The following is a 23,729-nucleotide window of genomic DNA, read 5'->3' as shown; positions in this document are numbered from 1 at the left end:
GGCGTGTGCCATGCTGCGGCCTCAGGACCGCCGTACCGGCGGTAAGGACTGGTTGTGCGGGCGCACACGCCGCCCCGGCGACCGCTGGGCGGCGGCCGCGGCACGACCACTTCGACATGGACATCTGTGGGGCATGGTGCTGTCGTGGGAGATTCCCGGGCGACCTGGGAGTCCCTTCCGAGGAGGGATGCGCGGATGCACGGTGCGAACGCGGCACGGACGGCCGTGGCGGAACTGATCGGCGGCGCCCGCGCGGGGCGGGGCGGCGCCCTGCTGGTGCGGTCCGAACCGGGGCTCGGCACCACCACCCTGCTCGACGAGGCGGCCGCCCGCTTCGGGAGGGACGGCGGCACCGTGCTGCGCGTCCGGGGCGCCGCCGCCGAGACCGCCGTCCCCTACAGCGGGCTGCACGCCCTGCTGCACCCCGTCGCCGACCGCCTGGCGCCGGACGACCCGCGCACGGCGGCCCTCGCCGGGGCCCTGACGCTCGGCGAGGTGCCCGCCGCCGCGGCCCGGGGACCGGTGCCGGCCGCCCTGCGGGCCCTGCTGCAGGACCTGGCGGCCCGCGGCCCGCTGCTGATCTGCGTCGACGACGCCCACCACCTGGACGAGCCGTCCCGCCGGGCCCTGGGCTTCGCCGCCCGGCGCCTGGACGCGCCCCTGCCCGTGGCGATGCTCGTCGGGGCGCACGACGACGGGACCGAGGACCCGCTGCTGGCGGGCCTGCCCCGAACCGCCCTGGAGCCGATGGACACCGCCGCCGCGGCGGCGCTCCTGGACGGGCTGCTGCCCGAGGACGCCGGCCCGGCCCTGCGGGAGGCCCTCCTCCACACCGGCGGGGGGAACCCCGGGCTCCTCACCGACCTCGTCGCCTCCCTCACCCCCGAACAGCTCACCGGCGCCGTCCCGCCGCCCCACCCGCTGCCGCCGGCCGGACCCAGACTGCGGTCGTACGCCGCCGGGCTGGCGCGGCTGCCCGGCGGCGTCCGCACCCTGCTCCTGACGGCCGCCGCCGCGTACGAACTCGGCGGCACCGCCCACCGCGCCACCCTGCTGCGCGCCGCCGCCCGGGCCGGGACCGGTCCCGGGCCGCTGGACGAGGCCGAGGAGCGAGGCCTGCTGCGGCGCGAGGGGGACACCCTCCGCTTCGCCCACACCCTGCTGCGCCTGGCCGCCTACTGGGGGGAGCCGCCGGAGCGGCGCCGCACCGCCCACCGGCTGCTGGCCGGCGCCCTGGCGGAGCGCCACTCCCGCGGCCCGGGCGGGACCCCGCGGCACCTGACCGCCCTGCGCCACCGCGCGGCGTCCGCCGCGGGTCCCGACCCGCACCTCGCCGACGCCCTCGCCTCCGCCGCCTGCGACACGCCGGCCGCCGGCGAGCGCGGCCACGCCGAACTGGCCGACGCCCTGTGGCGCGCCGCCGAACTCACCGGCGACGACCAGGACGGCGACGACCAGGACGGCGACGCCCAGGACACCGGCGTCCGCGCGGCCCGGCTGACCGCGGCGGCCGAGCACGCCTGGTCGGCCGGGTTCCCGTACCGGGCCCTGGCCCTGCTGGACCGGGCCCGCGCGCTGCCCGTCCACGACGCCGTCCGCGGCCGCACCGAACTCGTGCGCGGCTCCCTGGAGTTGCGCAACGGCGTGGTCACCGACGCCCACGAGCTCCTGTCCTACGCGGCCCGGCTGCTCGCCCCGTACGACCCGCACACCGCCCGCCGGGCGCTGCTCCACGCGAGCGAGGCGTCCTGGGCGGTCGGCGACATCGGGGGCCTCCGCGCCGACCTCGCCCGCATCGCCGCCCTCCCGCACTCCGCCGGGGACCCGCTGCTGGACGACTACCGCGCCGGGCTGGACGCCGTGCTGTGCGGGGACTTCGCCCGCGGCGCCCCGCCGCTGCTCCGCGTCCTGCACCACGCCGCCGAGGAGCGGCAGCCCTGGCGGCTGATCCGGGCCGGGATCGCGGCCCTGGTCGTCGGCGACGTCGCCGCCGCCCTGGACCTCAACACCCGGGCCCTGGCCGCCGCCCGGGCGTGCGGCCCGGCCGCCCTGGTGCCGCAGGCGCTGGAGCACCTGGCCTACAGCGAGCTGCGGGCCGGACGGCACCGCCGTGCCCGCGCCCACGCCCGGACAGGGCTGCGTCTGGCGCGGCGCACCGGGCAGCGCAACTGCGCCGCCCACCACCACGCGGTGCTGGCGATGGCCGCGGCGGTGGAGGGGGACGCCGAGGCGTGCGCCGGGCACGCCCGCGCGGCGGGCGAGGACGCCGGCCCCCACGGTCTGGGCGTCGCCGCCACCCTCGCCCAGTGGGCCCTGGCCCGCTGCGACATGGGACAGGGCAGACCGCACGAGGCCGCGGCCCGGCTGGACCCCCTGGTGGGCTCCGGGCCGGGCGCCGGGCAGGGGCACTTCGCGCTCCAGGCGCTGGCCGCGCCGTGTCTGGCCGAGGCCGCCGCCCTCGCCGGCGACACCGGAACGGCCCGCCGCGCCGTGGAGTACTTCACCGGATGGGCGGCCGTCACCGCCGATCCGCTGGCGCCCGCCCAGCTCGCCCGCTGCCGGGCCCTGCTCGCCGGACCGGAGGAGGCGCCCGGGCTGTTCGCCCGCGCCCTGGAGGAACACGCCGTCACCGACAGCGACTTCGAGCGGGGACGCACCCAGCTGCTGCACGGCAAGGCGCTGCGCCGCGGGCGGCGGCCCGGCGCGGCCCGCGGCGTGCTGCGCGACGCGCTCCTGGCCTTCGAGCGGTGCGGCGCCCGGATCTGGGCCGAGCAGGCCCGCGCCGAACTGCGGGCCACCGGCGAGGCGGACGGGGCGGCGGGCGCGGACGGGCCCCGGGTCCTGGGCAGGCTGACGCCCCAGCAGCTCCGCATCGCCCGGTGCGTGGCGGAGGGGGCCACCAACCGGGAGGTCGCGCTGCGGCTGTCGGTCAGCCCCCGCACGGTCGACCACCACCTGCGCAACGTCTTCGCGGCGCTGGGCGTCCGCTCCCGGGTGGAGCTCACCCGTGTCCTCGCGGCGGCGGGCGACGGCTGACGGCCGCCGCGCCGCACCCCGCGGAACGCGGCTCCGGGGGACGCGCTCTTGACGGAGGACGCGCGGAAGCTTTGGACACCTGGGAAACTGAGCGGTCGCTAAGCAATGTCGGCGCACCCCTGGCGTCCCCGACCCCGCCCGTCCACAATGCGGCATCAGCCCCCTGATGCCCGCCAGGTGGAGGACCGTGATGCACCCCGTCGTACGTTCCCCTGTGAACGCGGAGGCCGTGGCCGTGCTGCACCGGGCCGCCCGCCCCCTGATGGACGAACTGCCGCAGCTCACCGACCGCGTCGTCGCGCTGCTGCGGAAGGAGGAGCCCGCCTACCGCGCCGCCTCGGTGGACCAGGACGAGCTGTGGCACGAGGTGCACCGCTCGCTGCGGCACAACGTGGGATCCCTGCTGCGCCCGGGGGAACTGCGCGAGGCCGCCCGGCACTGCTCCCGGCAGATCGGCGCCCGGCGCGCCGAGCAGGGACTGCCGCTGGACGCCCTGCTGCACGCCTTCCGGCTCGGCGGGGCCGTGGTCTGGCAGGCCCTGGTGGACCAGGTCACCCGGCGCGACCCCGACGGCGCCCGGCTGCTGGTCCACATGGCGGCCGAGGTGTGGGACTTCGTCGACGAGCACTGCGCGGTGGTGGCCGAGGCGTACCGGCAGACCGGGCGGCGCCTGACCTGGCGCCGCGAGAACCGCCGGCGGCTGATGGCGGAGGCCCTGCTGGAGGGCACCATGCGCGTCGCCGACCTGCCGGAGGTCTCCGAGGCGCTGGGGCTGCCCGAGCGGGGCCGGTACGCGGTGGCGGTCGTCGCCGGCCCCGGCCGGGAGACCCACCGGGCCGTCGTCCGCGCCGCCGTCCCGGCCGGGGCGCGCGTCCTGTGGCACGTCCGGGCCGACGCGGACCTGGGCATCGTCCTGCTCGGCGGGAGCGGCGACGGCAGCGGCGGGGGCGGCGCCGGGGACGGTGCGGACGGCCCGGACCTCCTGGAGGCGCTGGCCGCCGCCCTGCCCGCCCTGCCCGGTGTCCGGACCGGCATCGGCTCCGCCGTGGACGGCCTGGCCGCGGTCGGCGACGCCCGCCGGCTCGCCGAGACCGCGCTGCGCTCCGCCGCCCCCGGGGGCGACCCGGTCCTGCTGGACGAACACCTCCCGGCGGCCCTGCTGGTCTCCTCGCCCGACCTGGCGTCGGCGCTGGCCGAACGGGTGCTGGGGCCCGTGCTGCGGCTGGAGGGCGGCGACCGGGACCTGCTGCTGGACACGCTGGCGGTGTGGCTGGAGTGCGACGGATCGGCGCGGCGGGCCGGCGGCAGGCTGTTCTGCCACCGCAACACCGTCCTCAACAGGCTCCGCCGCTTCGAGCAGCTCACCGGCCGGTCGCTCAGCCGCCCGCACGAGGTGGCCGAGCTCTCCCTCGCCTTGACGGCCCGCCGACTGCTCCACACCCCGGCCCGTACCGCTGTGTGAGACCGGCGGTGAGACCGCGCCCGCCGGCGGCGTGACGGGGACGGCGGACGGGAAGGACCAAGGGGGAGGAACGCCGGAGAACGGACGAGAACCCCGGCAACACCCGCAACGCATCCGCAACACACCCGAACCGCCCATCCCCGCCCCTTTCCGGCGGCGCGGCCGATGCGGCACGCTCACGGGGGACGCACACCGGCAGGGGGGCACGCAGCGAGGAGGACCACGTGGTCGACGCACACCGCACGTTCGTCATCGTCGGCGGCGGTCCGGCCGGGGCCGGGGCGGCCGAGACCCTGCGGGCCGAGGGGTTCACCGGCCGCGTCATCCTGATCGGCGACGAACGCGACCACCCCTACGAGCGGCCTCCCCTCTCCAAGGGGTACCTCGCCGGCACCACCGGACGCGCCGACGTCCTCCTCCACGAACCCGCCTGGTACACCCGGGCCGAGATCGAACTCCACCTCGGACAGCCCGCCGTCCGCCTCGACCGCGAGGCCGGGACGGTGGAGCTCGGCGACGGCACCCGCATCCACTACGACGCCCTGCTGCTGGCCACCGGCGCCGAACCGCGCCGCCTGGACGTCCCCGGCACCGGCCTGGCCGGGGTGCACCACCTGCGCCGCCTGGCCCACGCCGAACGGCTGCGCGGCGCCCTGGCCGGACTGGGCCGCGACAACGGGCACCTGGTCGTCGCCGGGGCGGGCTGGATCGGCCTGGAGGTGGCCGCCGCCGCCCGCACCTACGGCGCCGAGGTCACCGTCATCGAGCAGCGGGCCACCCCCCTGTACTCCGCCCTCGGCCCCGAACTGGGCGACGTCCTCGCCGACCTCCACCGCGAGCACGGCGTCCGCTTCCGCTTCGGCACCCGGATCACCGAGATCGTCGGCCAGGACAGCCAGGTCCTGGCCGTCCGCACCGAGGACGGCGACGAGCACCCGGCGCACGCCGTGCTCGCCGCGATCGGCGCCGCCCCCCGCGTCTCCCTGGCCCGGTCCGCCGGGCTGGAACTGGCCGCCGACCCCGTGGGAGGCATCGCCGTGGACGCGTCCCTGCGCACCTCCGACCCGCGCGTCCACGCCGCGGGCGACGTCGCGGCCCTCCACCACCCGCTCTTCGGCGTCCGGCTGCGCGACGACCACTGGGCCAACGCGCTCGACGGCGGCCGGGCAGCCGCCCGCGCCATGCTCGGGCAGGAAGTGGTCTACGACCGGATCCCGTCCTTCTTCTCCGACCAGTACGGCACGAGCCTGGAGTACTCCGGCTGGGCGCCCCCGGGCTCCTACGACCAGGTGGTGGTCCGCGGCGACGTCGGCAGACGGGAGTTCACCGCGTTCTGGCTGGGCCGGGAGAGGGTGCTGGCCGGGCTGGGCATGAACGTCCGGGACGCCGCCGGCCCCGTCCGGCGGCTGGTGCGCTCCGGCGGCCGGGTGGACCCGGAGAAGCTGGCCGACCCCTCGGTGGCCCTGGACGACCTGACCGGCGGCTGATCCGCGCGGGCCCCGACCGGGGCCGTGGCGCGGCGGGCACGACCGGCCCCGCGATCCGCACCGCCGTGGGGCCCGTCCCCGGGGTCCTCGGCCCGCACCGCGTCTCCGCCGGGGGCGTCGGCGGCGCGCGGTGACACCACGTCCGCCCCGCCGGCGCACGGGCGCGGACGGGGCGGGACGGGGAACGGGAAGCCTCAGTTCCCGTCGGCCGGCTCGGGCCGGGCGGTCCGGCCGGCGCCGGGGGCGGCCGCGTCGTGCCGATCCGCCGGGAAGTCCTCGTCGAACGGCGGCTTCCGGTCCGTCCAGGTCATCTCCGTGATGACGGTGTAGCCGAGGAGGTCCCCCGGCTCGTGGCCGTCGTGCGCCCTGAGCGCCACGTCCTCCGTGGCCATGGGCGCTCCGGTCCTCCGGTCGAAGACCAGCCGGTGCTCCCGGTCGCCGTTCGTGCTCCCGTCCCCGATCGCGACCGCGTTGCCGACCCGGCCGTCGCGGGTCTCGACCTCGCCGAGGTCCCGCACGCCGGGCAGGGCGGCCAGCAACCGGTAGGCGGCGGCGCGCTGCCCGGACGTGGCGGGCATGTGGAAGGCGAGGTGGACGGTGGTGTGGAGCAGCATCTCGTCCATGACCCGCCGCGGGGCGTTGTAACGCCGGTCGACCAGCGCCTCCAACTGGGTGCGGAGCTTCCCGGGATCGGTGGACAGGCCGGCCAGTTCGTCCAGGCCGAACTCCCCCATGCGACCGCTGTCCGCGATGCCGCCCGGGGCGTCGGAGCCGATCAGCCCCCGGCCCTCGTAGGTGACGATCTCCCGCACATCGCCGGGTCGGGCGCCGGGGACGGTGAGGTCCCACTTCCTCGGCGAGCCGTCGGCGCGCCAGGCCTCCTCGTCGGCCGGGCTCGCGGGCCGGGCGCCCATGTCGAGGTCCTGGGACCACTGCTTGCCGGTGCCGGCGGCGACCCACCTCTTCGACAGGTGCCGGACGTCGAGCGTGTAGTCCCCGCCGGGGACGTCCCGCAGCCGGCCCCTGCGCTCCTCCCGGTACCAGTACGCGCCCGACGCGTCCGGTGTCCGCTCCACGTCGGAGGCCGCCGCCAGCAGCACCCGGGAGGGGCCGAACGACGGCCGGGCGGCGTCCGTGCCGCCGTGCCGCACCACGCCGTCCCCGGGTACGCCGGAGGCGATCACCGCCGCCGCCACCGCGGCCGCCGCGGCGGTCAGGGCCGTGCCCCACACCGGACGGGGCCGCCACAGGGGCCGCCGCGCCCGCCGCGGGACCGGTCCCGGGCCGCCGGCCGGGCCGTCCGCGGCCCCGGCCGGGAGCATCGCCCGGTCGAGTTCCCGGGCGCGCGTCCCGGGGTCCACCGGCCGGTCCGGATCGAGGTGGCCGGGACGTGCCGCGGCCAGCCGCCGCATGACGTCGTGCTTCATCTCACGCATCCTCTCCTGTGGTCCGCACCCGGAGGGGCGCGGCGGAACGCGCCGGCGCCGTGCCGCTCCCGGCGGCCCTGGCCAGCCGTCTGCGGGCCCGGTGCAGCCGCACCCGCATCGCGGCCGCGGAGCAGCCGACGACCTGCGCGGCCTCCCGCGGACCCAGCCCCTGCCACGCGGCGAGAACGAGGACCTCACGGTCCTCGTCGCTCAGCGAGGCCAGCGCGCGGCGCAGCGCCATCCGGTCGGCCACCTCCTCGGCGATGTCGTCCTCCGTCCGCTCGGTCCACTCCCGCAGCTCCGCGGCGAGCGAGGCCCGGCGGACGTCGGCCCGCACGGTGTCGCGCAGGACGTTGCGCGCCACGGCGAGCAGCCACGGCAGGGGCGGCTGCGGCACGTCGCCGAACCGGCGCCACGCCACGGCGAACGTCTCGCTCACCACCTCCTCGGCCACCTGCCGTCCCGCACGGCTCACGACGTAAGCCCACACGCGCTGCCGGCAGGCGTCGTACATGCTGGTGAAGCGTGCCGCGTCGTCGGACACCGGCCGCACCTCCGTTCCTCCGGGTGCCTTACACCGAGTAGTGGTGCGGGAGGGCCGATCGTTACAGGCGGGTCCGCCGGATCCGGGGCGTCCGGGACGCGCCGTAGACTTCTGCCGTGGCGGGCAGGATCAACGACGAGGACGTGAAGGCGGTACGGGACGCGGTCCCGATCGACGCCGTCGTCTCCGAGTACCTCCAGCTCCGCCCGGCGGGCGGCGGCAACCTCAAGGGCCTGTGCCCCTTCCACGACGAGAAGTCCCCGTCCTTCCACGTCAGCCCCAGCAAGGGCCTCTACCACTGCTTCGGCTGCCAGGCCGGCGGCGACACCCTCGACTTCGTGATGAAGGTGGACCACCTCTCCTTCTCCGAGGCCGTCGAGCGGCTCGCCTCCCAGGCCGGGATCACCCTGCGCTACGAGGAGGGCGGCTACGCGCCCGGCCGCCAGCAGGGCGAGCGCATCCGGCTGGTCCAGGCCCACAAGGCCGCCGCCGCGTTCTACGCCGAGCAGCTCGACTCGCCCGAGGCCGAGATCGGCCGCCGCTTCCTGGCCGAGCGCGGCTTCGACCAGGACGCGGCCGCGCACTTCGGCGTCGGCTACGCCCCGGCCGGCTGGGACCACCTCACCCGCTTCCTGCGCGGCAAGGGCTTCAGCGACAAGGAGCTGATCCTCGCCGGCCTCTCCCAGGAGAGCCGCAACGGCCGCCCCATCGACCGCTTCCGCGGCCGGCTGATGTGGCCCGTCCGCGACATCACCGGCGAGGTCGTCGGCTTCGGCGCCCGCAAGCTGCGCGAGGACGACAACGGGCCCAAGTACCTCAACACCCCCGAGACGGCGATCTACCGCAAGTCCCAGGTGCTGTACGGCATCGACCTGGCCAAACGGGAGATCGCGAAGACGGGCCGGGCCGTGGTCGTCGAGGGCTACACGGACGTGATGGCCTGCCACCTGGCCGGGGTGACGGGCGCCATCGCCACCTGCGGCACCGCCTTCGGCGGCGAGCACGTCAAGATCCTCCGGCGGCTGCTGATGGACAACTCCCGCTCGGAGGTCGTCTTCACCTTCGACGGCGACGCCGCCGGCCAGAAGGCCGCCCTGCGCGCCTTCGAGGACGACCAGAAGTTCGCCGCCCGCACCTCCATCGCCATCACCCCCGGCGGCATGGACCCGTGCGAGCTGCGGCTCGCCCAGGGCGACGAGGCGGTGCGGGACCTGGTGGAGGGCCGCTCCCCGCTGTTCGAGTTCGCCATCCGCTCGGTCACCGCACAGCACAACCTGGACACCGCCGAGGGCCGCGCCGCCGCCCTGGAGGAGGCCGCGCCGATCGTCTCCCGGATCAAGGACGGCGCGATCCAGCACCAGTACGCGGTCCGGCTGGCCGGGCTGCTGGGCATCCTCGACACCGAGTTCGTCGTCCGGCGGGTGGGGCAGCTCGCCCGCTGGGAGCGCGAGCGCCGCGCCGCCGCCCCCGGCGCTCAGCAGCCCCGCCCCGCCGGGCCGCCCGTGCCGCAGCCGCCGGCCGGCCCGGTCCCGCGCGGTCCCCGGCTCGACCTGCGCACCCCCCAGCGGCTGGCCGAGCGCGAACTGCTCAAGCTGGCCCTGCAGTTCCCGCACCTGGTCTCCCCGCTCTTCGACGCCTACGGCTCCGACGAGTTCACCGCCGACCCCTACGTCGCGGTGCGCGAGGCCATCGAGAAGGCCGGGGGAGTGGAGCGGGCCGACGGGGAGTACCTCGCCCGGGTGCGCGACGCCGCGCCGGACGACACGGTGCGGTCGCTGATCACCGAGCTGAGCGTGGAGCCGCTGCGCACCTCCCGCGAGCCCGACGAGGGCTACGCCGGGGAGTTCCTGGTCAAGGTGCGGCTGGAGGCGGTCAACCGCAGGATCGCCGACCTGCGCGGCACCTTCGAGCGGCTGGTCAGCACCGGCAATGAGGGCCAGACGGCCGTCGCCGAGCAGCTGTGGACGCTGGAGCGGTACGGACGCTCCCTCCGCGACCGGGGCGCCGCCGCCCTCTGGGGCTGAGACCTCCGCCCTCCGGGGCCGGGCCCCCGCCTGTCCCGCCCGCCTCCCGTCCGGGGCGGCCTCCCGCGGCCCGTCCCGTGGCGTTCCGTGCGCGTCCGGTCACGGTGGAGTCCAAAAACCGGGCGCACGACTCTCGTGGGCGGAGTGTGTCGTACCCCACACTGGGGACGGTACCCGAGTCCTCGGAGCGTCGATCTTCCGGAGAGCCGCTCATCCGACCGGGGACGGACGGCGGCCCGGCCGCGCCCGTCTCCCTCCCGTGCGTCGCCCCCGAACCGGCAGCGATCAGCTTGGAGGCCGCCCCCGTGCAGACCCAGACCCCGGCCGGCGCGACCCTCACCGCCCCCGTCGTGCCCGTGTCCCCGTCCGTCCCGTCCCCTCCGCCCGGCGTCCCCGCCGCGGACCCGGCCGGCCTCCCGACCGACGGCCCCTCCGCGGAACCGGAGCAGGACGCGCTCCCGCTCCCCGGCCGGCCCCCGTACGTCCCGCTGTCGCTGAGATCCGAGGGGTCCGGCCCCTCCGCTGACCTCTTCCGCCAGTACCTGCGCGAGATCGGCCGCATCCCCCTGCTGTCGGCGGCCGAGGAGGTCGAACTCGCCCGGCGCGTCGAGGCGGGCCTGTTCGCCGAGGAGAAGCTCCTGCGCACCCCCGGCCTCGACGACCGGCTCGCCCTCGACCTCGACCGGCTGGTCGTCATGGGCCGGATGGCCAAGCGCCGGCTGATCGAGGCCAACCTCCGCCTGGTGGTCTCCGTCGCCAAGCGGTACGTCGGCCGGGGGCTGACCATGCTCGACCTGGTCCAGGAGGGCAACCTGGGCCTGATCCGGGCCGTGGAGAAGTTCGACTACACCCGGGGCTTCAAGTTCTCCACCTACGCCACCTGGTGGATCCGCCAGGCGATGTCGCGGGCGCTGGCCGACCAGGCCCGCACCATCCGCGTCCCCGTCCACGTCGTGGAGCTGATCAACCGCGTCGTCCGCGTCCAGCGCCACATCCTCCAGGAGCGCGGCTACGAGCCGACGCCCGAGGAGGTGGCGGACCGGCTCGGCCTGACGGGGGAGCGGGTCGGCGAGGTGCTGCGCCTCGCCCAGGAGCCGGTGTCGCTGTACGCGCCGGTGGGCGAGGAGGAGGACGTCCACCTCGGCGACCTGATCGAGGACGGCGACGCGCCCTCGCCCGTGGAGTCCGCCGCGTTCCTGCTGCTGCGCGAGCACCTGGAGGCGGTCCTGTCCACCCTCGGCGAGCGCGAGCGCAAGGTCGTCCAGCTCCGGTACGGCCTCGACGACGGCCGCCCCCGCACGCTGGAGGAGATCGGCCGTCTCTTCGGCGTCACCCGCGAACGCGTCCGCCAGATCGAGTCCAGGACCCTCGCCAAGCTCCGCGACCACGCGTACGCGGACCAGCTCAGGGGCTACCTGGACTGAGCCGGGGCCGGGCCGGGCGGCTCAGCCGAACGCCCCCGGGTGGGTCTGCTCCCGCACGGCCACGTACTGCTGCCGCACCGCCTGGCCCACCGCCAGCTCCTCGCCCGCTTCCAGGACCCGGCCGGCGGGCGCGGGCCAGAGCGGGGGCTGCTGCGGCGAGAGCGTGCCCTGCGCCACCCCCAGCGCCCAGGCCGCCTGGCGGGCCGCGCCCAGCGCCGTGTAGTCCGCGGGCTGCGGGACCACCACCTGCGCCCCCAGCAGGGACGGGGCGATCGCCTGGACGGCGGGGAGCTCGGCGGCGGCGCCCAGCAGGAACACCCGCCGGACCGCCACGCCCCTGCCCCGCAGCACGTCCAGGGCGTCCGCGAGCCCGCACAGCATCCCCTCGAACGCGGCGCGCGCCAGGTGCTCCGGCTTCATGCTCTCCCGCCGCAGCCCGGCCAGGGTGCCCGCGGTGTGCGGCAGGTCCGGGGTGCGCTCGCCCTCCAGGTAGGGCAGCAGCACCAGCCCGTACGAGCCCGGGGTGGACTCCAGCGCCAGCGCCGACAGCCCCTCCAGGTCGGTGCCCAGCAGGTCGGCGGCGCCGCGCAGCGCCCGCACGGCGTTGAGGGTGTACACCACCGGCAGGTGCATCCCGGTGGCGTCGGCGAGCGAGGTGATCATGCCGCTCGGTTCCGCCAGCGCCTGGTGGTGGACGGAGAAGACCGACCCGGAAGCCCCGAGGGACACCACCGCGTCGCCGACGCCGACCCCCAGCCCGAAGGCGGCGGCCATCGTCTCGCCCGTGCCGGCCGAGATCAGCAGCCCTTCCGGGGTCTGCCCGGCGGCCTCGGCCGGGCCGATCACCTCGGGCAGCCGCACCGGCCGGCCGAGCGCCAGCTCCGCCAGGTCGGGCCGCCAGGACTCGGTCGCCGCCGACCAGTAGCCCGTCCCCGAGGCGCCGCCGCGGTCGGTGGTGCGCCGGGCGGGACGGCCCAGGAGCTGCCACACCAGCCAGTCGTGCGGCTGGAGCACCTCGGCCACGCGCTGCGCCGCGTGGGGCTCCTGCCGCGCCAGCCAGCGCAGCTTCGCCACGGGCTGCGCCGCCTGCGGCACGACCCCCACCGCCTGCGCCCACGCCTCGCGTCCGCCGAGCGCGTCGACGAGGTCGGCGGCCGCGGTCTGCGCGCGCCGGTCGTTGCCGACCAGCGCGGGCCGTACCGGGGCGCCGTTCTCGTCGAGCGGGACCAGCCCGTGCTGCTGGGCCGAGACGCCGATCGCCTGGACGCCCTCCAGCAGCCCGCCGGCCGCGGCGTCACCGAGCGAGAGCAGCCAGGCCTGCGGGTCGATCTCGGTGCGCCTGCCCGCGGCCGCGCCGTCCCCGCCGTCCGCGCCCTCCGGCACGGGATGCGGGGCGTGTCCCTGTCTGATGACGGCACCGGTGTCGGTGTCGCAGACGACGATGCGGGTGTACTCGGACGAACTGTCCAGACCGGCGACTATCCCCATGAGGGGACATGATGCCTCACCGGCGGCCTCACTGGCCTCCGGGGGACTGGAGTCCCTCCGGGGCCGCGACGGCCTGCGTCTGCGAGGCCGGCGCCTCACCGGCCGCCCCCTCGCCCTTCCGCGCCGCCGGACGCAGCAGCTGCGGGAACACGGCCCGGACCAGGGGCTCGGTCCAGCGGGCGGCGAGCGGCCCGATGACCACCAGCAGCAGGACGTACGCGGTGGCCAGCGGCCTGATCTCGCTGGAGACCCCGGCGGCCAGTCCGGCGATGACGATGGAGAACTCGCCGCGCGCCACCAGGGCGCCGCCCGCGCGCAGCCGTCCCCGCGGACTGATGCCCGCGCGTCCCGCCGCGTACCAGCCGGTGACCACCTTGGTGACGACGGTCACCACCGCCAGGATCAGCGCGGGGACCAGCACGGGCGGGATGTTGGCCGGGTCGGTGGACAGGCCGAAGAACACGAAGAAGACGGCCGCGAACAGGTCCCGCAGCGGGGCGAACAGCCGGTGGGTGTTCTCGGCGACCTCCCCGGACAGGGCGATGCCGACGAGGAACGCGCCGACGGCGGCGGAGACGTGCAGCCGCTGGGCGATGCCGGCGATCAGCAGGGTCAGTCCGAGGACCACCAGCAGCAGCAGTTCCGGGTTGTCCGAGGAGACCGACTTGCTGATCAGCCGCCCGTGGCGCAGCGCGACGTACAGCACCAGGCCCACCGTGCCCAGCGCGATGACCAGGGTGAGGCTGCCGCCCGCCAGGCCGACGCCGGCCAGCAGGGTGGTCAGGATCGGCAGGTAGAGGGCCATCGCCAGGTCCTCCATGACGAGGACGCCGAGGATGACGGGGGTTTCGCGGTTGCCGAGCCGGCCCAGGTCGGTGAGGACCTTGGCGATGACGCCGGAGGAGGAGATCCAGGTGACGCCGGCCAGCGCCACGGCGGCCACCGGGCCCCAGCCCATGACGAGGGCGGCGACGGCCCCGGGGGTGGCGTTGAGGACGAAGTCCACCAGTCCGGACGGGTACTGCGTCTTGAGGTTGTCGACGAGTTCCGAGGCGCTGTACTCCAGGCCGAGCAGGAGCAGCAGCAGGATCACGCCGATCTCGGCGCCGATCGCGACGAAGTCCTCGCTGGCGCTGAGCGGCAGGAACCCGCCCTTGCCGAAGGCGAGCCCGGCCAGCAGGTACAGGGGGATGGCGGACAGTCCGATCCGTCCGGCGAAGCGTCCGATCAGGCCGAGGCCGAGGATGATGGCGCCCAGTTCGATGAGCAGGATGGTGGTGTCGTGCATACTCAGCCCCCCGTGATGATCTGGGCGAGTTCCTCAACGCCCTCGCGGGTGCCCACGACCACGAGGATGTCCCCCGCCTCCAGCCGGAAGTCCGGGCCCGGCGCGGGGTGCGGCGCGGTGCGCCGCAGCACGGCGACGATGGACGCGCCGGTACGGGTGCGGGCGCGGGTGTCGCCCAGCGGCCGTCCCCGGTACGGGGACTTGGTGGTGACCGGGATGCGCTCGGTGGCCAGGTCCAGCTCGCCCACGGCCAGGTCCGGTCCCCTGTCGGGCGCGATCAGCGCGGCGAGCGACGCCGCCTCGTCGGGGTCGAGTTTGAAGGACGCCTGGCAGTTGTCGGGGTCGTCGGCCGAGTAGAACCCGAGGAAGCGCCGCCCGTCCTGGTGGACGACGATGGACAGGTGCTGTCCGGAGTGGGTGGTGACGTCGTACTGGACCCCGACACCCGGAAGCGGTGTGCGTTTCATGGGCAAGGCTCTCTCCGTGGAAGGCGGATCGGGCGGGCCCTGGGACCGGCGGCGGCGACGGACGAGCCCGTGCGGGTAAAGCGCCGGTAAGTTTCTCACAAAGCGCCTGGACAGCGGTCGTACAGACGTGCGCGGACCGTGCGCCACGCCGGTCGGGATCCCCGGATCCGGGGCGGAGAGGCGGCGGGAGGACGTGGGCCCCGCCGGCCGGATCCGCCGGGGACGGGCGGCCCCCGTGCGATGGCGGGGCCCGGTGACAGGGTGCCGGCCGTCCGGGCGGAGTGCCCCGGAACGCCTTCGACGGGGCTCGGTGTGGGGCGGGTGGGACTCGAACCCACGGCCGACGGATTATGAGTCCGCTGCTCTAACCGGCTGAGCTACCGCCCCCGGAACGGCGCGTCACGCACATCTGTGCGCGCCGTCTGCCGCAGCATAGCCGCTCATACGATCTGCCGCCCGTGCCGGGGTGGGCATCGGCCGGTGAGGCCCGTGATCACCGGATTGCCGGTTTCGCCGCGACGCAGAGCGCCTACCCGGAAGATCGCCCGATACGCCGAGAGGGGCCCCGTTCGGGGCCCCTCTCTCACTGCTCCCCCGACTGGACTCGAACCAGTAACCTGCCGGTTAACAGCCGGCTGCTCTGCCAATTGAGCTACAGGGGACTGCTCTGTGGAACCGCCCTTCCGGTTTCCCGGGGGCGTTCCCTGCTGGCGAGGAATACAGTAGCGCATCCCCGGGGGTGCTCTGAAATCGGTATCCGTCCCGGCCCTCGGGGTACTCGTGGGATGTCCGCCGCGGACCGCGGCCCGCACCCCGGTGCAGGGGTGCGCAGGGAGATGTCTGAGGAGAGGGTGGAGCCAATGCGCTACCGGCTCACGTTCGTCGTAGGGATGGCCGTCGGGTACGTGCTCGGCACGCGGGCCGGGCGCGAGAGGTACGAGCAGCTGCGCAAGAGCGCACGGCGGTTCATGGAGAACCCCGCGGTGCGCAACGCCTGCGAGTCCGCCGCGGTCAACGGCCGGCAGATGGCGGGCAAGGCCCTCGACACGGTGTCCGAGCGGATGGGCGACCGCCTGCCCGGCACGGTGTCCGACAAGGTCCGCTCGATGGGGGGACGCCGCGCCGCGCAGGGCTCGCCGCTCGACGACGGCTGGGGCACCAGCAACACCTGAACGGGTCCCGCCCCGCTGCCCTTCGCGCGGGGGAGAGACGGGACGGCCGTCAGCCGCCGTCCGGCAGCCGGCCCGCGCGGGAGGCGTCGAGCAGCGGGCCGAGCAGGTCGCCGTGCCGCTCCAGCCGGGGGGCGACGTCCCCGGCGGTGAAGACGAGGTCGCCGGGATCCGTGCACCCGGCGATCTCGTCCCACGTCACCGGCGTGGAGACGGTCGGCCGGGGGCGGGCGCGCAGGGTGTACGGGGCGGCCGTGGTGCGCGTCCAGGCGTTCTGGCTGTGGTCGACGAAGACCCGGCCCGTGCGCAGGCTCCGGGGCACCTGGTGCACGGCCAGGTCCGGCAGTTCCTCCGACGCCTCGCGGGCCAGCCGCTCGGCGTACCGGGCCACCGCTGCGGACTCGGTGGGGCGCAGCGGGACCAGCACGTGGAGGCCCTTGGAGCCGGAGGTCTTGGCGTAGGAGTCCAGGCCGTCCCGGGACAGCCGGTCGCGGAGCCAGCGGGCGACCGCGCAGCACTCGACGACCGTGGCGGGGGCGCCGGGATCGAGGTCGAACACGAGCCGGTCGGCCTCGCCCTCGCCGGGAAGCCGCCACTGGGGCACGTGGATCTCCAGGGCGGCCAGGTTGGCGGCCCACAGCAGGGTCGGCAGGTCCTGGACGAGGACCTGCCGGTCGGTGCTCCCGTCCACGCGGTGCACCTCGCGCACGGTCACCCAGTCCGGTGTGCCGGACGGCACGTGCTTGGCCATGAAGGGGCTGCTCTCCACACCGCCGGGGGCGCGGACGAACGACGCCGGGCGGTCGCGCAGGTGGGGGAGGAGGACGTCGGCAGCGGCGGCGTAGTAGTCCACCACGTCGCCCTTGGTGAAACCGGCGGCCGGGTAGAGCACTTTGTCCAGGTTGCTCAGGGCCAGATCACGGCCTTCCACGACGGTGTTCGGCATGGGGGACGAGTGCCACGGGCGGCGCGGTTCATGCGGCGGCGGGGCGGCGCCGGGGCGGACGGGAGGCGTTGCCGGGCGGTTCGGGCTGCGGATAACCTGTGTTCGCGATTCCGGCCAGGCTTCGGAATCTCGAACATGAAAGACCCGGGGGCCCGGGGAGAATGGGGGGAGGGCGGCGATGGGACGTCTCGTACCGGCCGTGACCAGAGCTCTCGACATACTGGAACTCTTCCTCGACGGGGACGGCACCCTGTCCGCGCCGGAGATCACACGCAGGCTGGGGCTGCCCCGCACCACCGTCCACGAGCTGGTGACCACGCTGGCCGCCCGCTCGTACCTGGTGCCCGTTCCCGGACAGCCCGGACGCTACCGCCTGGGGGTGCGGACGTACCAGCTCGGCAGCCGCTACGCCGAGCAGCTCGACCTGGCCGCCGAGGGGCAGCAGGTGGCCCGGAGCGTCGCCGAGACCTGCGACGAGACGGTGCACGTGGCCATCCTGGAGGGCGCGGACGTCATCTACATCGCCAAGGTGGACAGCACCCACGCCGTCCGGATGGTCTCCGCCGCCGGACGGCGCCTGCCCGCGCACTGCACCTCGGTGGGGAAGATGCTGCTGGCCTCGCTGCCGCCGGAGGAGCTGGACGCGCGCCTGCCCGGCCCCGGCGACGAGCCGCTGAGGGCGATGACCGAGAACTCCATCACCTCGCCGGCCGAGCTGCGCGAGGCGCTGGCGAAGATCAGGGAGCGCGGCATCGCCGTCGAGGAGCGGGAGTCCAACCCGGACGTGAGCTGCGTGGCCGCGCCCGTGCGCGACAGCACCGGCAGGGTGGTCGCGGCGCTCAGCATCTCGGTGCCCACCATCCGCTGGAGCGGGGAGCGGCGCGCCGAACTGGAGACGCTGGCGGCCAAGGGGGCCGCCGAACTGTCGGCGCGGCTCGGACACCGGGGCGCGGCGTAGGCGGACGGACGGAGGAAGGGGCGGGCATGGCCGGAACGGGCGGGGCGCCGCGGATCGAGGTCGCGGTGCGGCACGACGCGCTGCTGGGCGAGGGGCCGACCTGGGACACGGCGAACGAGCGGCTGATATGGGTGGACATCCTCTCCTCACGGGTGCACACCTGGGACCCGGCCGCCGGCCGCCGCACGGTGCTGGCCACCGAGCAGCACGTGGGCGCGGCCAAACCGCGCGCGGGCGGCGGCCTGGTGGTCAACCTCCGTGACGGGGTGGGCCTGTACGACGCGGACGGCTCCTTCTCCTGGCTCCACCGCGACCCCGTCCCCGGCCGCCGCGGCAACGACGCCGCCGTGGCCCCGGACGGCGCGCTGTGGGCGGGCACGATGGCGTACGACGAGCACGCCGGCGGCGGCACGCTCACCCGCGTCGCCCCGGACGGCTCGGCGGTGACGGTCCTGCCGGAGGTGACGGTCAGCAACGGCACGGGCTGGAGCTCGGACGGGCGGCTGATGTACTACGTCGACACCCCCACCCGCCGCATCGACGTCTTCGACGCCCCCCGGGCGGGCGGCCCCGGGGTGACCGGCCGCCGGACGCTGGCCGTGATCGAGGAGGGGGCGGGCTTCCCGGACGGGCTGACGGTGGACGCGGACGGCTGCGTGTGGGTGGCCCTGTGGGGCGGCGGCGCGGTCCGGCGCTACACCCCCGACGGCAGGCTGGACCGCACCGTCCCCGTCCCGGCCGTCAACACGACGGCGTGCGCCTTCGGCGGGCCGGGGCTGCGGGACCTCTACATCACCACGGCGCGCACCGGGACCGACCCCGCCGCGCAGCCGCTGGCCGGCTCCCTCCTGGTGCTGCCGGACGCGGGGCAGGGGATCGGGCAGCCGCCCTTCGCGGGGTGAGCACAGGATCTTCACAAGGGGAGTCTTTCGTTCGGCGCGCGCGCCCCCGTACTCTCCGGACTCCATGGCCTACTGCGTCACGTGCCGTCGCCATCTGAACGGCGCCCTCTCCTGCCCGGGTTGCGGCACACCCAGCCATGACCTGGCGCCGGCGGACCCGTCCGCCCCCGCGCCCGCCGGTCCGGCCGCCCCGGAGCCGGCCGGTCACGGCTACGGATCGTACGGCCCGTACGAGCCGCACGGCGGCTGGGGCCCCGACCCGTACCAGGCGTACCCCGGCGACGGCCGCGACGGTCCCGGCGTCCGCGACGAGGGCGCCGGCGAGAGCCATGACGGCACTCCGGACGGGCGGGACGGGCACGGCGGCGAACACGACAGCCAATACGGCGGCGAACACGACAGCGAGTACGGCGGCGAACACGCTGACGAGCGCGGTGACGGGCACGAGCGCGGCAGCGTCCCGCCGCCCGCGCGGCGCGGGCGGCGGGCGCGGTCGAACACCGGGCGCCGCCGCCGGACGGCCGTGGCGGGCCTGGTGCTCGGCGCCGGGCTGGCCACCCTGGGCATAGCGGAGTTCACCACGGAGGGCGTGCTGGAGCGGCTTCCGCTTCCCGCCCTCCCCGCCTTCTCCACGGACGGCGGCTCCGACGACGGGCCGGGCGACGCCCCGGCCGAAGACGGCGACACGGCCGAACTCCCGCCCGCCGCCGAGCGGTCGGGCGCGGGCGCGCCCTCGTCGTCCGCCTCCCCCTCCGCCTCGGGCTCGCCGTCCGAGGGCCCGTCGGAGTCCGCCGACGCCTCGGCCGGCCCGGACGAGGCGGAACCCTCCGGGTCGGCGGACTCCGGCGGGCCCTCCGCCGCCGTCACCGAGTCGGACGCCGCAGGCGGGCCGCAGCCCACCGCCGAGCCCACCGGGGAACCGGAGCCCCCGCGGACGACGCCCGCCGCCCCGCCGCCTCCCGAGCCCACCCGGGAGCCGGAACCCGAACCGGAGCCGACCTGCAACCGCTTCATGTGGTGGTGCGTCTAGCGGGGCCCGGCAGGTCGACCCGTCCGGCGTCCAGCACGCGCTTGAGCAGGTCGCGCAGGAGTTCGCGCTCCACCGGGGTCAGCTCGGCCAGGGGCTCGCGGGCGAAGTCCAGCGAGGCGCTCAGCCGTTCGGCCGTGTCGCGGCCCTCCTCGGTGACGGCGGCGAGCTTGACGCGCCGGTCGGCCGGGTCGGGGCGGCGCTCGACGAGGCCGCGGGACTCCAGCCGGTCGACTATGCCCGTCACGTTCGACGGCTCGCACTTCAGCCGCCGGGCGATCTCCCGCATGGGCAGGGGGCGCTGCCGGAGGAGGGCGAGCAGCCGGGCCTGGGCGCCGGTCAGGTCGTGCCGGGCGGCGGCCTCGTCGTACTCCTGGTGGTAGCGGGCGACGACCGCGCCGATCAGCCCGACGACCTCGGAGGTGAGCGGATCGGCGGAGGAGGGGCGGGAGGACATGGCACCAGCGTACCGATTTGCTTGACAGGATGAAATATTCAGGACACGGTTGTTTCAGGCACTGAAATTTCTGGAGGCGTTTTCATGACGTTGCCCGCGACCGGACGCGAGTGGCACCTGACCGCCCGCCCGCAGGGATGGCCCGCCCCGGACGGCTTCGCGCTGCGCGAGGCTCCCGTACGGACCCCCGGCCCCGGCCAGATCCTGGTGCGCAACCTTCACCTCTCGGTCGACCCGTACATGCGCGGACGCATGGACGACCGCAAGTCCTACGTGCCCCCGTTCCGGCTGGACGAGCCGATGGACGGCGGGGCGGTCGGCGTCGTCGTCGCCTCCGAGGCCGAGGGCATCGCCCCGGGCGACCACGTGCTGCACGGGCTCGGCTGGCGCGAGTACGCCACGCTGGACGCGCGGCACGCCTCGAAGGTCGACCCCTCTCTGGCCCCGCTGACCACCTACCTCGGGGTGCTCGGCATGCCCGGGCTGACCGCCTACGCCGGGCTGCTGGAGGTCGCCTCCTTCAAGGAGGGGGACGCCGTCTTCGTCTCGGGGGCCGCGGGCGCGGTCGGCAGCCAGGTCGGCCAGATCGCCCGCCTCAAGGGCGCCTCGCGCGTCGTCGGCAGCGCCGGGTCGGACGAGAAGGTCCGGCTGCTCACCGAGGAGTACGGCTTCGACGCCGCCTTCAACTACAAGAACGGGCCCGTGTCGCAGCAGTTGAAGGAGGCCGCGCCCGACGGCATCGACGTCTACTTCGACAACGTCGGCGGGGACCACCTGGAGGCCGCCATCGGCTCCCTGAAGGTCCACGGCCGTGTCGCCGTCTGCGGCATGATCTCGCAGTACAACGCCACCGAGCCGCCCGCCGCCCCGCGCAACCTGGCGCTCGTCATCGGCAAGCGGCTGCGGATCCAGGGGATGCTCGTGGGCGACCACTCCGCCCTGCGGCCGAAGTTCGTGGAGGAGGTCTCGGGGTGGATCCGCTCCGGTGAGCTGAAGTACCACGAGACGGTGGTGAAGGGCATCGAGAACGCGCTGGACGCCTTCCTGGGCATGCTGCGCGGGGAGAACGTCGGGAAGATGGTCGTCAGCCTCGACGACTGAGCCGGCGCCCCCCGGCGCTCCGTGTGCGGAGGCCGCCCCGGAACCTCCGGGGCGGCCTCCGCGCGCTGTGCGGCCCGTCACACTCGTTTCTGCGCAAACCATTGACGCGAACGATCGCTCGACCTAACTTCCCGTTCGGACTTCCGATCACTATTCGAAATTTCGAACGTGGGGTGGATGGTATGCGTCGAACCTCCCTGCCGGGCCGCGCCCCCAGCCGGCGGCGCGTGCTCGGCGGCATGGCCGCCCTGGCCGCCCTGGCGGCCACCGGGGCGGTCGGCACCGCGGGATGCGCCGCCCCCGCGGCCGTGGGCCGGGGCCGGACCAGGGTGCGCTTCTGGCACCTCTACGGCGGAGGCGACGGCGTGAACATGCAGACGATGCTGGACGCCTACCGCGCCGCCCACCCCGAGATCGCCCTGGAGGCGTCCACGCTCCAGTGGGGCGCCCCTTACTACACCAAGCTCGGCATGGCGGGCGCCGGCGGACGCGCCCCCGAGGTCGCCGCCCTCCACCTGGCGCGGCTGCCCGGCTTCGGCCCCGGCCGGCTGCTGGACCCCTTCGACCTCGACCTGCTGGCCGAACACGGCGTCACCGAACGGGACTTCCCCGCCGACCTGTGGCGCCGCGGCCGGATCGGCGGAGCGCAGTACGCCGTCCCGCTCGACACCCACCCGATGGTCCTCTACTACAACACCGACATCTGCGCCGAGGCCGGACTGCTCGGCCCGGACGGCAGGCTGAAGCCGATCCGCGGCACGGAGGAGTTCACCGCCGCGCTCCGCGCGGCCGGGAAGGTCACCGGCAAGCCCGGCCTGGTCGTCGAGACCCTCGGCGCCGGAACCATCGGCCCCTGGCGGCTGTTCTCCACCTTCTACTCCCAGACCGGCGGCACCCTGCTGAACGAGGACGCCACCCGCATCACCGTCGACGACGCCAAGGCCCTGGACGTCCTGCGCTTCATGCGGCGGCTCACCGAGGAGGGCCTGGCCCACCGCCGGGTCGACTACAACGGGACGGTCGGGGTCTTCGGCGGCGGCGAGACCGCCTTCCTCCTCAACGGCGAGTGGGAGGTCAGCACCTTCGCCAACCTCGACCTCCCCTTCTCCATGACCCGGGTGCCCGCCCTGTTCGGCCGCCCCAACGCGCAGGCCGACTCCCACTGCTTCGTCCTCCCCCACCAGCGCGACCGGGGCGGCGAGACCAACGAGGCGGCCCACGCCTTCGTCGCCTGGATGCTGAAGAACACCGTCGAATGGGCCAAGGGCGGCCACGTCCCCGCCTACCTGCCCGTCCTGGAGGAGCCCGCCTACCTCGACCTGGAGCCGCAGTCGGAGTACCGGTCCGTGATCGACGACGTGGCCCTGGACCCGCCCGCCTGGTTCGCCGGCTCCGCCTCCACCATGTGGATCGAACTCGGCGCGGTCTTCTCCGGAGTGCTCACCGGCTCCCGCACACCGCGGGGAGCCCTGGAGGAGGCCAAGGCCCGCCTCCGGGAACTGCTCGACACCCCCGATCCGCTCGGAGGCCAGGCATGACCGCGACCGCGCCCACCGCTCCCGTGCCGCCCCCGGCGGCCGCCGGAACCGCCGGGAAGACCCGTCCCGTGACCGTGCGCCGCCGCTGGACCGAGCACGGCCTGCTCTTCACCGGGCCCTTCCTGCTGCTCTACGCCCTCTTCCTGGTCTGGCCGCTGCTGCTGGGCCTCAAGATGAGCCTGGGCGACGACAACATCGCCGGCACCGGCGGCGACTTCGTCGGCCTGGACAACTACGCCGAGGCGCTGCGGGACCCGGCGGTGTGGTCCTCGCTGTGGCACACGGTGTGGTTCACGCTCCTGTCCACCGCGCCGCTGGTCCTCACCGGACTGGTCATGGCCCTGCTCGCACACCACCTGCGGGTGCTCCAGTGGCTGTGGCGGCTGTCGTGGTTCGCGCCGTTCCTGCTGCCGTCGGGCGTCGTCGGCCTGCTGTGGCTGTGGATGATCTACCCCTCCGACTTCGGCCTCGCCGACCTGCTGCTGAAGTCCGCCGGCCTCAACCCCGGCATCGGCTGGCTCACCGACACCCGCTACGCGATGCTCTCCATCGTGCTGACCACCGTGTGGTGGACGGTCGGATTCAACTTCCTGCTCTACCTCGCCGCGCTCCAGGCCATCCCCCGGCACCTGTACGAGGCGGCCGAACTGGACGGCGCCGGCGCCTGGCAGCGGCTGCGGCACATCACCCTGCCGATGCTCGCCCGCACCACCGGGGTGGTGGTCGTCCTCCAGCTCCTCGCCTCGCTGAAGGTCTTCGACCAGATCTACATCATGACCAGCGGCGGGCCCGACGAGAGCACCCGGCCGATCCTGCAGTACGTCTACGACGCGGGCTTCACCGGCTACCGGATCGGCTACGCCTCGGCCGTCTCCTACGTCTTCTTCGCCCTGATCGTGATCGTCTCGCTGATCCACCTGCGGATGACCCGCCGTTCCCGTGAGGAGGCCGCCAAGTGAGCGCGACCGTGAAGACCGCACCGGC

Annotated in this window: 19 protein-coding genes and 2 tRNA genes; 12 read left to right on the top strand and 9 right to left on the bottom strand. The window is 75.3% G+C overall.

The window, feature by feature from the left end; genetic code table 11:
* Window positions 1–195 precede the first annotated feature (195 nt).
* The 3 genes from ABD358_RS04985 to ABD358_RS04975 all read left to right on the top strand — a co-directional run bounded on the left by ABD358_RS04985 (window position 196) and on the right by ABD358_RS04975 (window position 5,985).
* Entirely contained in the window at window positions 196–3,036 is a 2,841-nt protein-coding gene (locus ABD358_RS04985; RefSeq protein ID WP_344629600.1) for a helix-turn-helix transcriptional regulator, read from the top strand.
* A gap of 190 nt (window positions 3,037–3,226) precedes the next feature.
* A complete protein-coding gene (locus ABD358_RS04980; protein ID WP_344629599.1) occupies window positions 3,227–4,498 on the top strand; it encodes a PucR family transcriptional regulator in 1,272 nt (423 codons plus the stop codon).
* Window positions 4,499–4,722: 224 nt separating this feature from the next.
* On the top strand, window positions 4,723–5,985 hold the full coding sequence (locus ABD358_RS04975) for an NAD(P)/FAD-dependent oxidoreductase (RefSeq protein WP_344629598.1): 1,263 nt from the start codon (window positions 4,723–4,725) through the stop codon (window positions 5,983–5,985).
* A gap of 194 nt (window positions 5,986–6,179) precedes the next feature.
* Here ABD358_RS04975 and ABD358_RS04970 read toward each other — a convergent pair whose 3' ends face one another.
* Window positions 6,180–7,412 (bottom strand): CU044_5270 family protein, encoded by a 1,233-nt coding sequence (locus ABD358_RS04970; protein ID WP_344629597.1) that lies wholly within the window; start codon window positions 7,410–7,412, stop codon window positions 6,180–6,182.
* A gap of 1 nt (window position 7,413) precedes the next feature.
* Entirely contained in the window at window positions 7,414–7,956 is a 543-nt protein-coding gene (locus tag ABD358_RS04965; protein WP_344629596.1) for an RNA polymerase sigma factor, read from the bottom strand.
* 116 nt (window positions 7,957–8,072) lie between these two features.
* On the opposite strand from ABD358_RS04965, the gene dnaG reads away from it, so the two are divergent.
* Window positions 8,073–9,980, top strand: a complete 1,908-nt coding sequence (gene dnaG, locus ABD358_RS04960) for a DNA primase (protein ID WP_344629595.1) — start codon at window positions 8,073–8,075, stop codon at window positions 9,978–9,980.
* A 146-nt stretch (window positions 9,981–10,126) separates the two neighbouring features.
* The gene (locus ABD358_RS04955; protein WP_344629594.1) at window positions 10,127–11,404 is read left to right on the top strand and encodes an RNA polymerase sigma factor; all 1,278 of its coding nucleotides are present in this window, start codon (window positions 10,127–10,129) and stop codon (window positions 11,402–11,404) included.
* A gap of 21 nt (window positions 11,405–11,425) precedes the next feature.
* On the opposite strand, the gene ABD358_RS04950 is transcribed toward ABD358_RS04955, so the two are convergent.
* From ABD358_RS04950 to ABD358_RS04930, 5 genes are all read right to left on the bottom strand, one after another.
* Window positions 11,426–12,892 carry an FGGY family carbohydrate kinase gene (locus ABD358_RS04950; protein WP_344629593.1) on the bottom strand — a complete coding sequence of 489 codons (1,467 nt, stop codon included), beginning with the start codon at window positions 12,890–12,892 and terminating at the stop codon, window positions 11,426–11,428.
* A gap of 28 nt (window positions 12,893–12,920) precedes the next feature.
* Window positions 12,921–14,180: a cation:proton antiporter gene (locus tag ABD358_RS04945; RefSeq protein WP_344629592.1), complete on the bottom strand. Its 1,260-nt coding sequence runs from the start codon at window positions 14,178–14,180 to the stop codon at window positions 12,921–12,923.
* Between the two features lie 2 nt (window positions 14,181–14,182).
* Entirely contained in the window at window positions 14,183–14,653 is a 471-nt protein-coding gene (locus tag ABD358_RS04940; protein WP_344629591.1) for a cation:proton antiporter regulatory subunit, read from the bottom strand.
* Between the two features lie 307 nt (window positions 14,654–14,960).
* Window positions 14,961–15,034 (bottom strand) — tRNA-Ile (locus ABD358_RS04935).
* 202 nt (window positions 15,035–15,236) lie between these two features.
* Window positions 15,237–15,309, bottom strand: a tRNA-Asn gene (locus tag ABD358_RS04930).
* 198 nt (window positions 15,310–15,507) lie between these two features.
* Here ABD358_RS04930 and ABD358_RS04925 point away from each other — a divergent pair.
* A complete protein-coding gene (locus ABD358_RS04925; protein ID WP_344629590.1) occupies window positions 15,508–15,819 on the top strand; it encodes a YtxH domain-containing protein in 312 nt (103 codons plus the stop codon).
* Between the two features lie 49 nt (window positions 15,820–15,868).
* Here the strand turns inward: ABD358_RS04925 and ligD are convergent, their stop codons facing one another.
* Window positions 15,869–16,762 carry a non-homologous end-joining DNA ligase gene (gene ligD / locus ABD358_RS04920; RefSeq protein ID WP_344629589.1) on the bottom strand — a complete coding sequence of 298 codons (894 nt, stop codon included), beginning with the start codon at window positions 16,760–16,762 and terminating at the stop codon, window positions 15,869–15,871.
* A 178-nt stretch (window positions 16,763–16,940) separates the two neighbouring features.
* On the opposite strand from ligD, the gene ABD358_RS04915 reads away from it, so the two are divergent.
* The 3 genes from ABD358_RS04915 (at window position 16,941) to ABD358_RS04905 (ending at window position 19,652) form a co-directional block, all read left to right on the top strand.
* Entirely contained in the window at window positions 16,941–17,720 is a 780-nt protein-coding gene (locus ABD358_RS04915) for an IclR family transcriptional regulator (RefSeq protein WP_344629588.1), read from the top strand.
* Window positions 17,721–17,746: 26 nt separating this feature from the next.
* Entirely contained in the window at window positions 17,747–18,622 is an 876-nt protein-coding gene (locus ABD358_RS04910; RefSeq protein ID WP_344629587.1) for an SMP-30/gluconolactonase/LRE family protein, read from the top strand.
* A gap of 64 nt (window positions 18,623–18,686) precedes the next feature.
* Complete coding sequence (locus tag ABD358_RS04905; RefSeq protein WP_344629586.1) at window positions 18,687–19,652, top strand: SCO2400 family protein; 966 nt, start codon at window positions 18,687–18,689, stop codon at window positions 19,650–19,652.
* Here ABD358_RS04905 and ABD358_RS04900 read toward each other — a convergent pair.
* A complete protein-coding gene (locus ABD358_RS04900; protein WP_344629585.1) occupies window positions 19,633–20,106 on the bottom strand; it encodes a MarR family winged helix-turn-helix transcriptional regulator in 474 nt (157 codons plus the stop codon). The genes ABD358_RS04905 and ABD358_RS04900 overlap by 20 nt on opposite strands.
* A gap of 84 nt (window positions 20,107–20,190) precedes the next feature.
* Between ABD358_RS04900 and ABD358_RS04895 the strand changes: the two genes are divergently transcribed.
* From ABD358_RS04895 to ABD358_RS04885, 3 genes are all read left to right on the top strand, one after another.
* Window positions 20,191–21,207 (top strand): NADP-dependent oxidoreductase, encoded by a 1,017-nt coding sequence (locus ABD358_RS04895; protein WP_344629584.1) that lies wholly within the window; start codon window positions 20,191–20,193, stop codon window positions 21,205–21,207.
* Between the two features lie 182 nt (window positions 21,208–21,389).
* Entirely contained in the window at window positions 21,390–22,745 is a 1,356-nt protein-coding gene (locus tag ABD358_RS04890) for an extracellular solute-binding protein (RefSeq protein WP_344629583.1), read from the top strand.
* A complete protein-coding gene (locus ABD358_RS04885; RefSeq protein ID WP_344629582.1) occupies window positions 22,742–23,704 on the top strand; it encodes a carbohydrate ABC transporter permease in 963 nt (320 codons plus the stop codon). The genes ABD358_RS04890 and ABD358_RS04885 overlap by 4 nt, the downstream gene beginning before the upstream one ends.
* Window positions 23,705–23,729 lie beyond the last annotated feature (25 nt).

Origin of the sequence: Streptomyces glaucosporus, from assembly GCF_039533345.1 — a bacterium.
In the GTDB taxonomy this organism is placed as follows: domain Bacteria; phylum Actinomycetota; class Actinomycetes; order Streptomycetales; family Streptomycetaceae; genus Streptomyces; species Streptomyces glaucosporus.
Note: the sequence above shows the minus strand (reverse complement) of the source record. Positions and strands in the feature narration are given on the sequence as shown.

What these genes read in the sequence shown, in the direction of transcription:
- ABD358_RS04985 (WP_344629600.1), top strand. Translation starts at nt 196, where the DNA reads ATGCACGGTGCGAACGCGGCACGGACGGCCGTGGCGGAACTGATCGGC.
- ABD358_RS04980 (WP_344629599.1), top strand. Translation starts at nt 3,227, where the DNA reads ATGCACCCCGTCGTACGTTCCCCTGTGAACGCGGAGGCCGTGGCCGTG.
- ABD358_RS04970 (WP_344629597.1), bottom strand. Translation starts at nt 7,412, where the DNA reads ATGAAGCACGACGTCATGCGGCGGCTGGCCGCGGCACGTCCCGGCCAC.
- ABD358_RS04950 (WP_344629593.1), bottom strand. Translation starts at nt 12,892, where the DNA reads ATGGGGATAGTCGCCGGTCTGGACAGTTCGTCCGAGTACACCCGCATC.
- ABD358_RS04945 (WP_344629592.1), bottom strand. Translation starts at nt 14,180, where the DNA reads ATGCACGACACCACCATCCTGCTCATCGAACTGGGCGCCATCATCCTC.
- ABD358_RS04925 (WP_344629590.1), top strand. Translation starts at nt 15,508, where the DNA reads ATGCGCTACCGGCTCACGTTCGTCGTAGGGATGGCCGTCGGGTACGTG.
- ligD (WP_344629589.1), bottom strand. Translation starts at nt 16,762, where the DNA reads ATGCCGAACACCGTCGTGGAAGGCCGTGATCTGGCCCTGAGCAACCTG.
- ABD358_RS04915 (WP_344629588.1), top strand. Translation starts at nt 16,941, where the DNA reads ATGGGACGTCTCGTACCGGCCGTGACCAGAGCTCTCGACATACTGGAA.
- ABD358_RS04910 (WP_344629587.1), top strand. Translation starts at nt 17,747, where the DNA reads ATGGCCGGAACGGGCGGGGCGCCGCGGATCGAGGTCGCGGTGCGGCAC.
- ABD358_RS04905 (WP_344629586.1), top strand. Translation starts at nt 18,687, where the DNA reads ATGGCCTACTGCGTCACGTGCCGTCGCCATCTGAACGGCGCCCTCTCC.
- ABD358_RS04900 (WP_344629585.1), bottom strand. Translation starts at nt 20,106, where the DNA reads ATGTCCTCCCGCCCCTCCTCCGCCGATCCGCTCACCTCCGAGGTCGTC.
- ABD358_RS04895 (WP_344629584.1), top strand. Translation starts at nt 20,191, where the DNA reads ATGACGTTGCCCGCGACCGGACGCGAGTGGCACCTGACCGCCCGCCCG.
- ABD358_RS04890 (WP_344629583.1), top strand. Translation starts at nt 21,390, where the DNA reads ATGCGTCGAACCTCCCTGCCGGGCCGCGCCCCCAGCCGGCGGCGCGTG.
- ABD358_RS04885 (WP_344629582.1), top strand. Translation starts at nt 22,742, where the DNA reads ATGACCGCGACCGCGCCCACCGCTCCCGTGCCGCCCCCGGCGGCCGCC.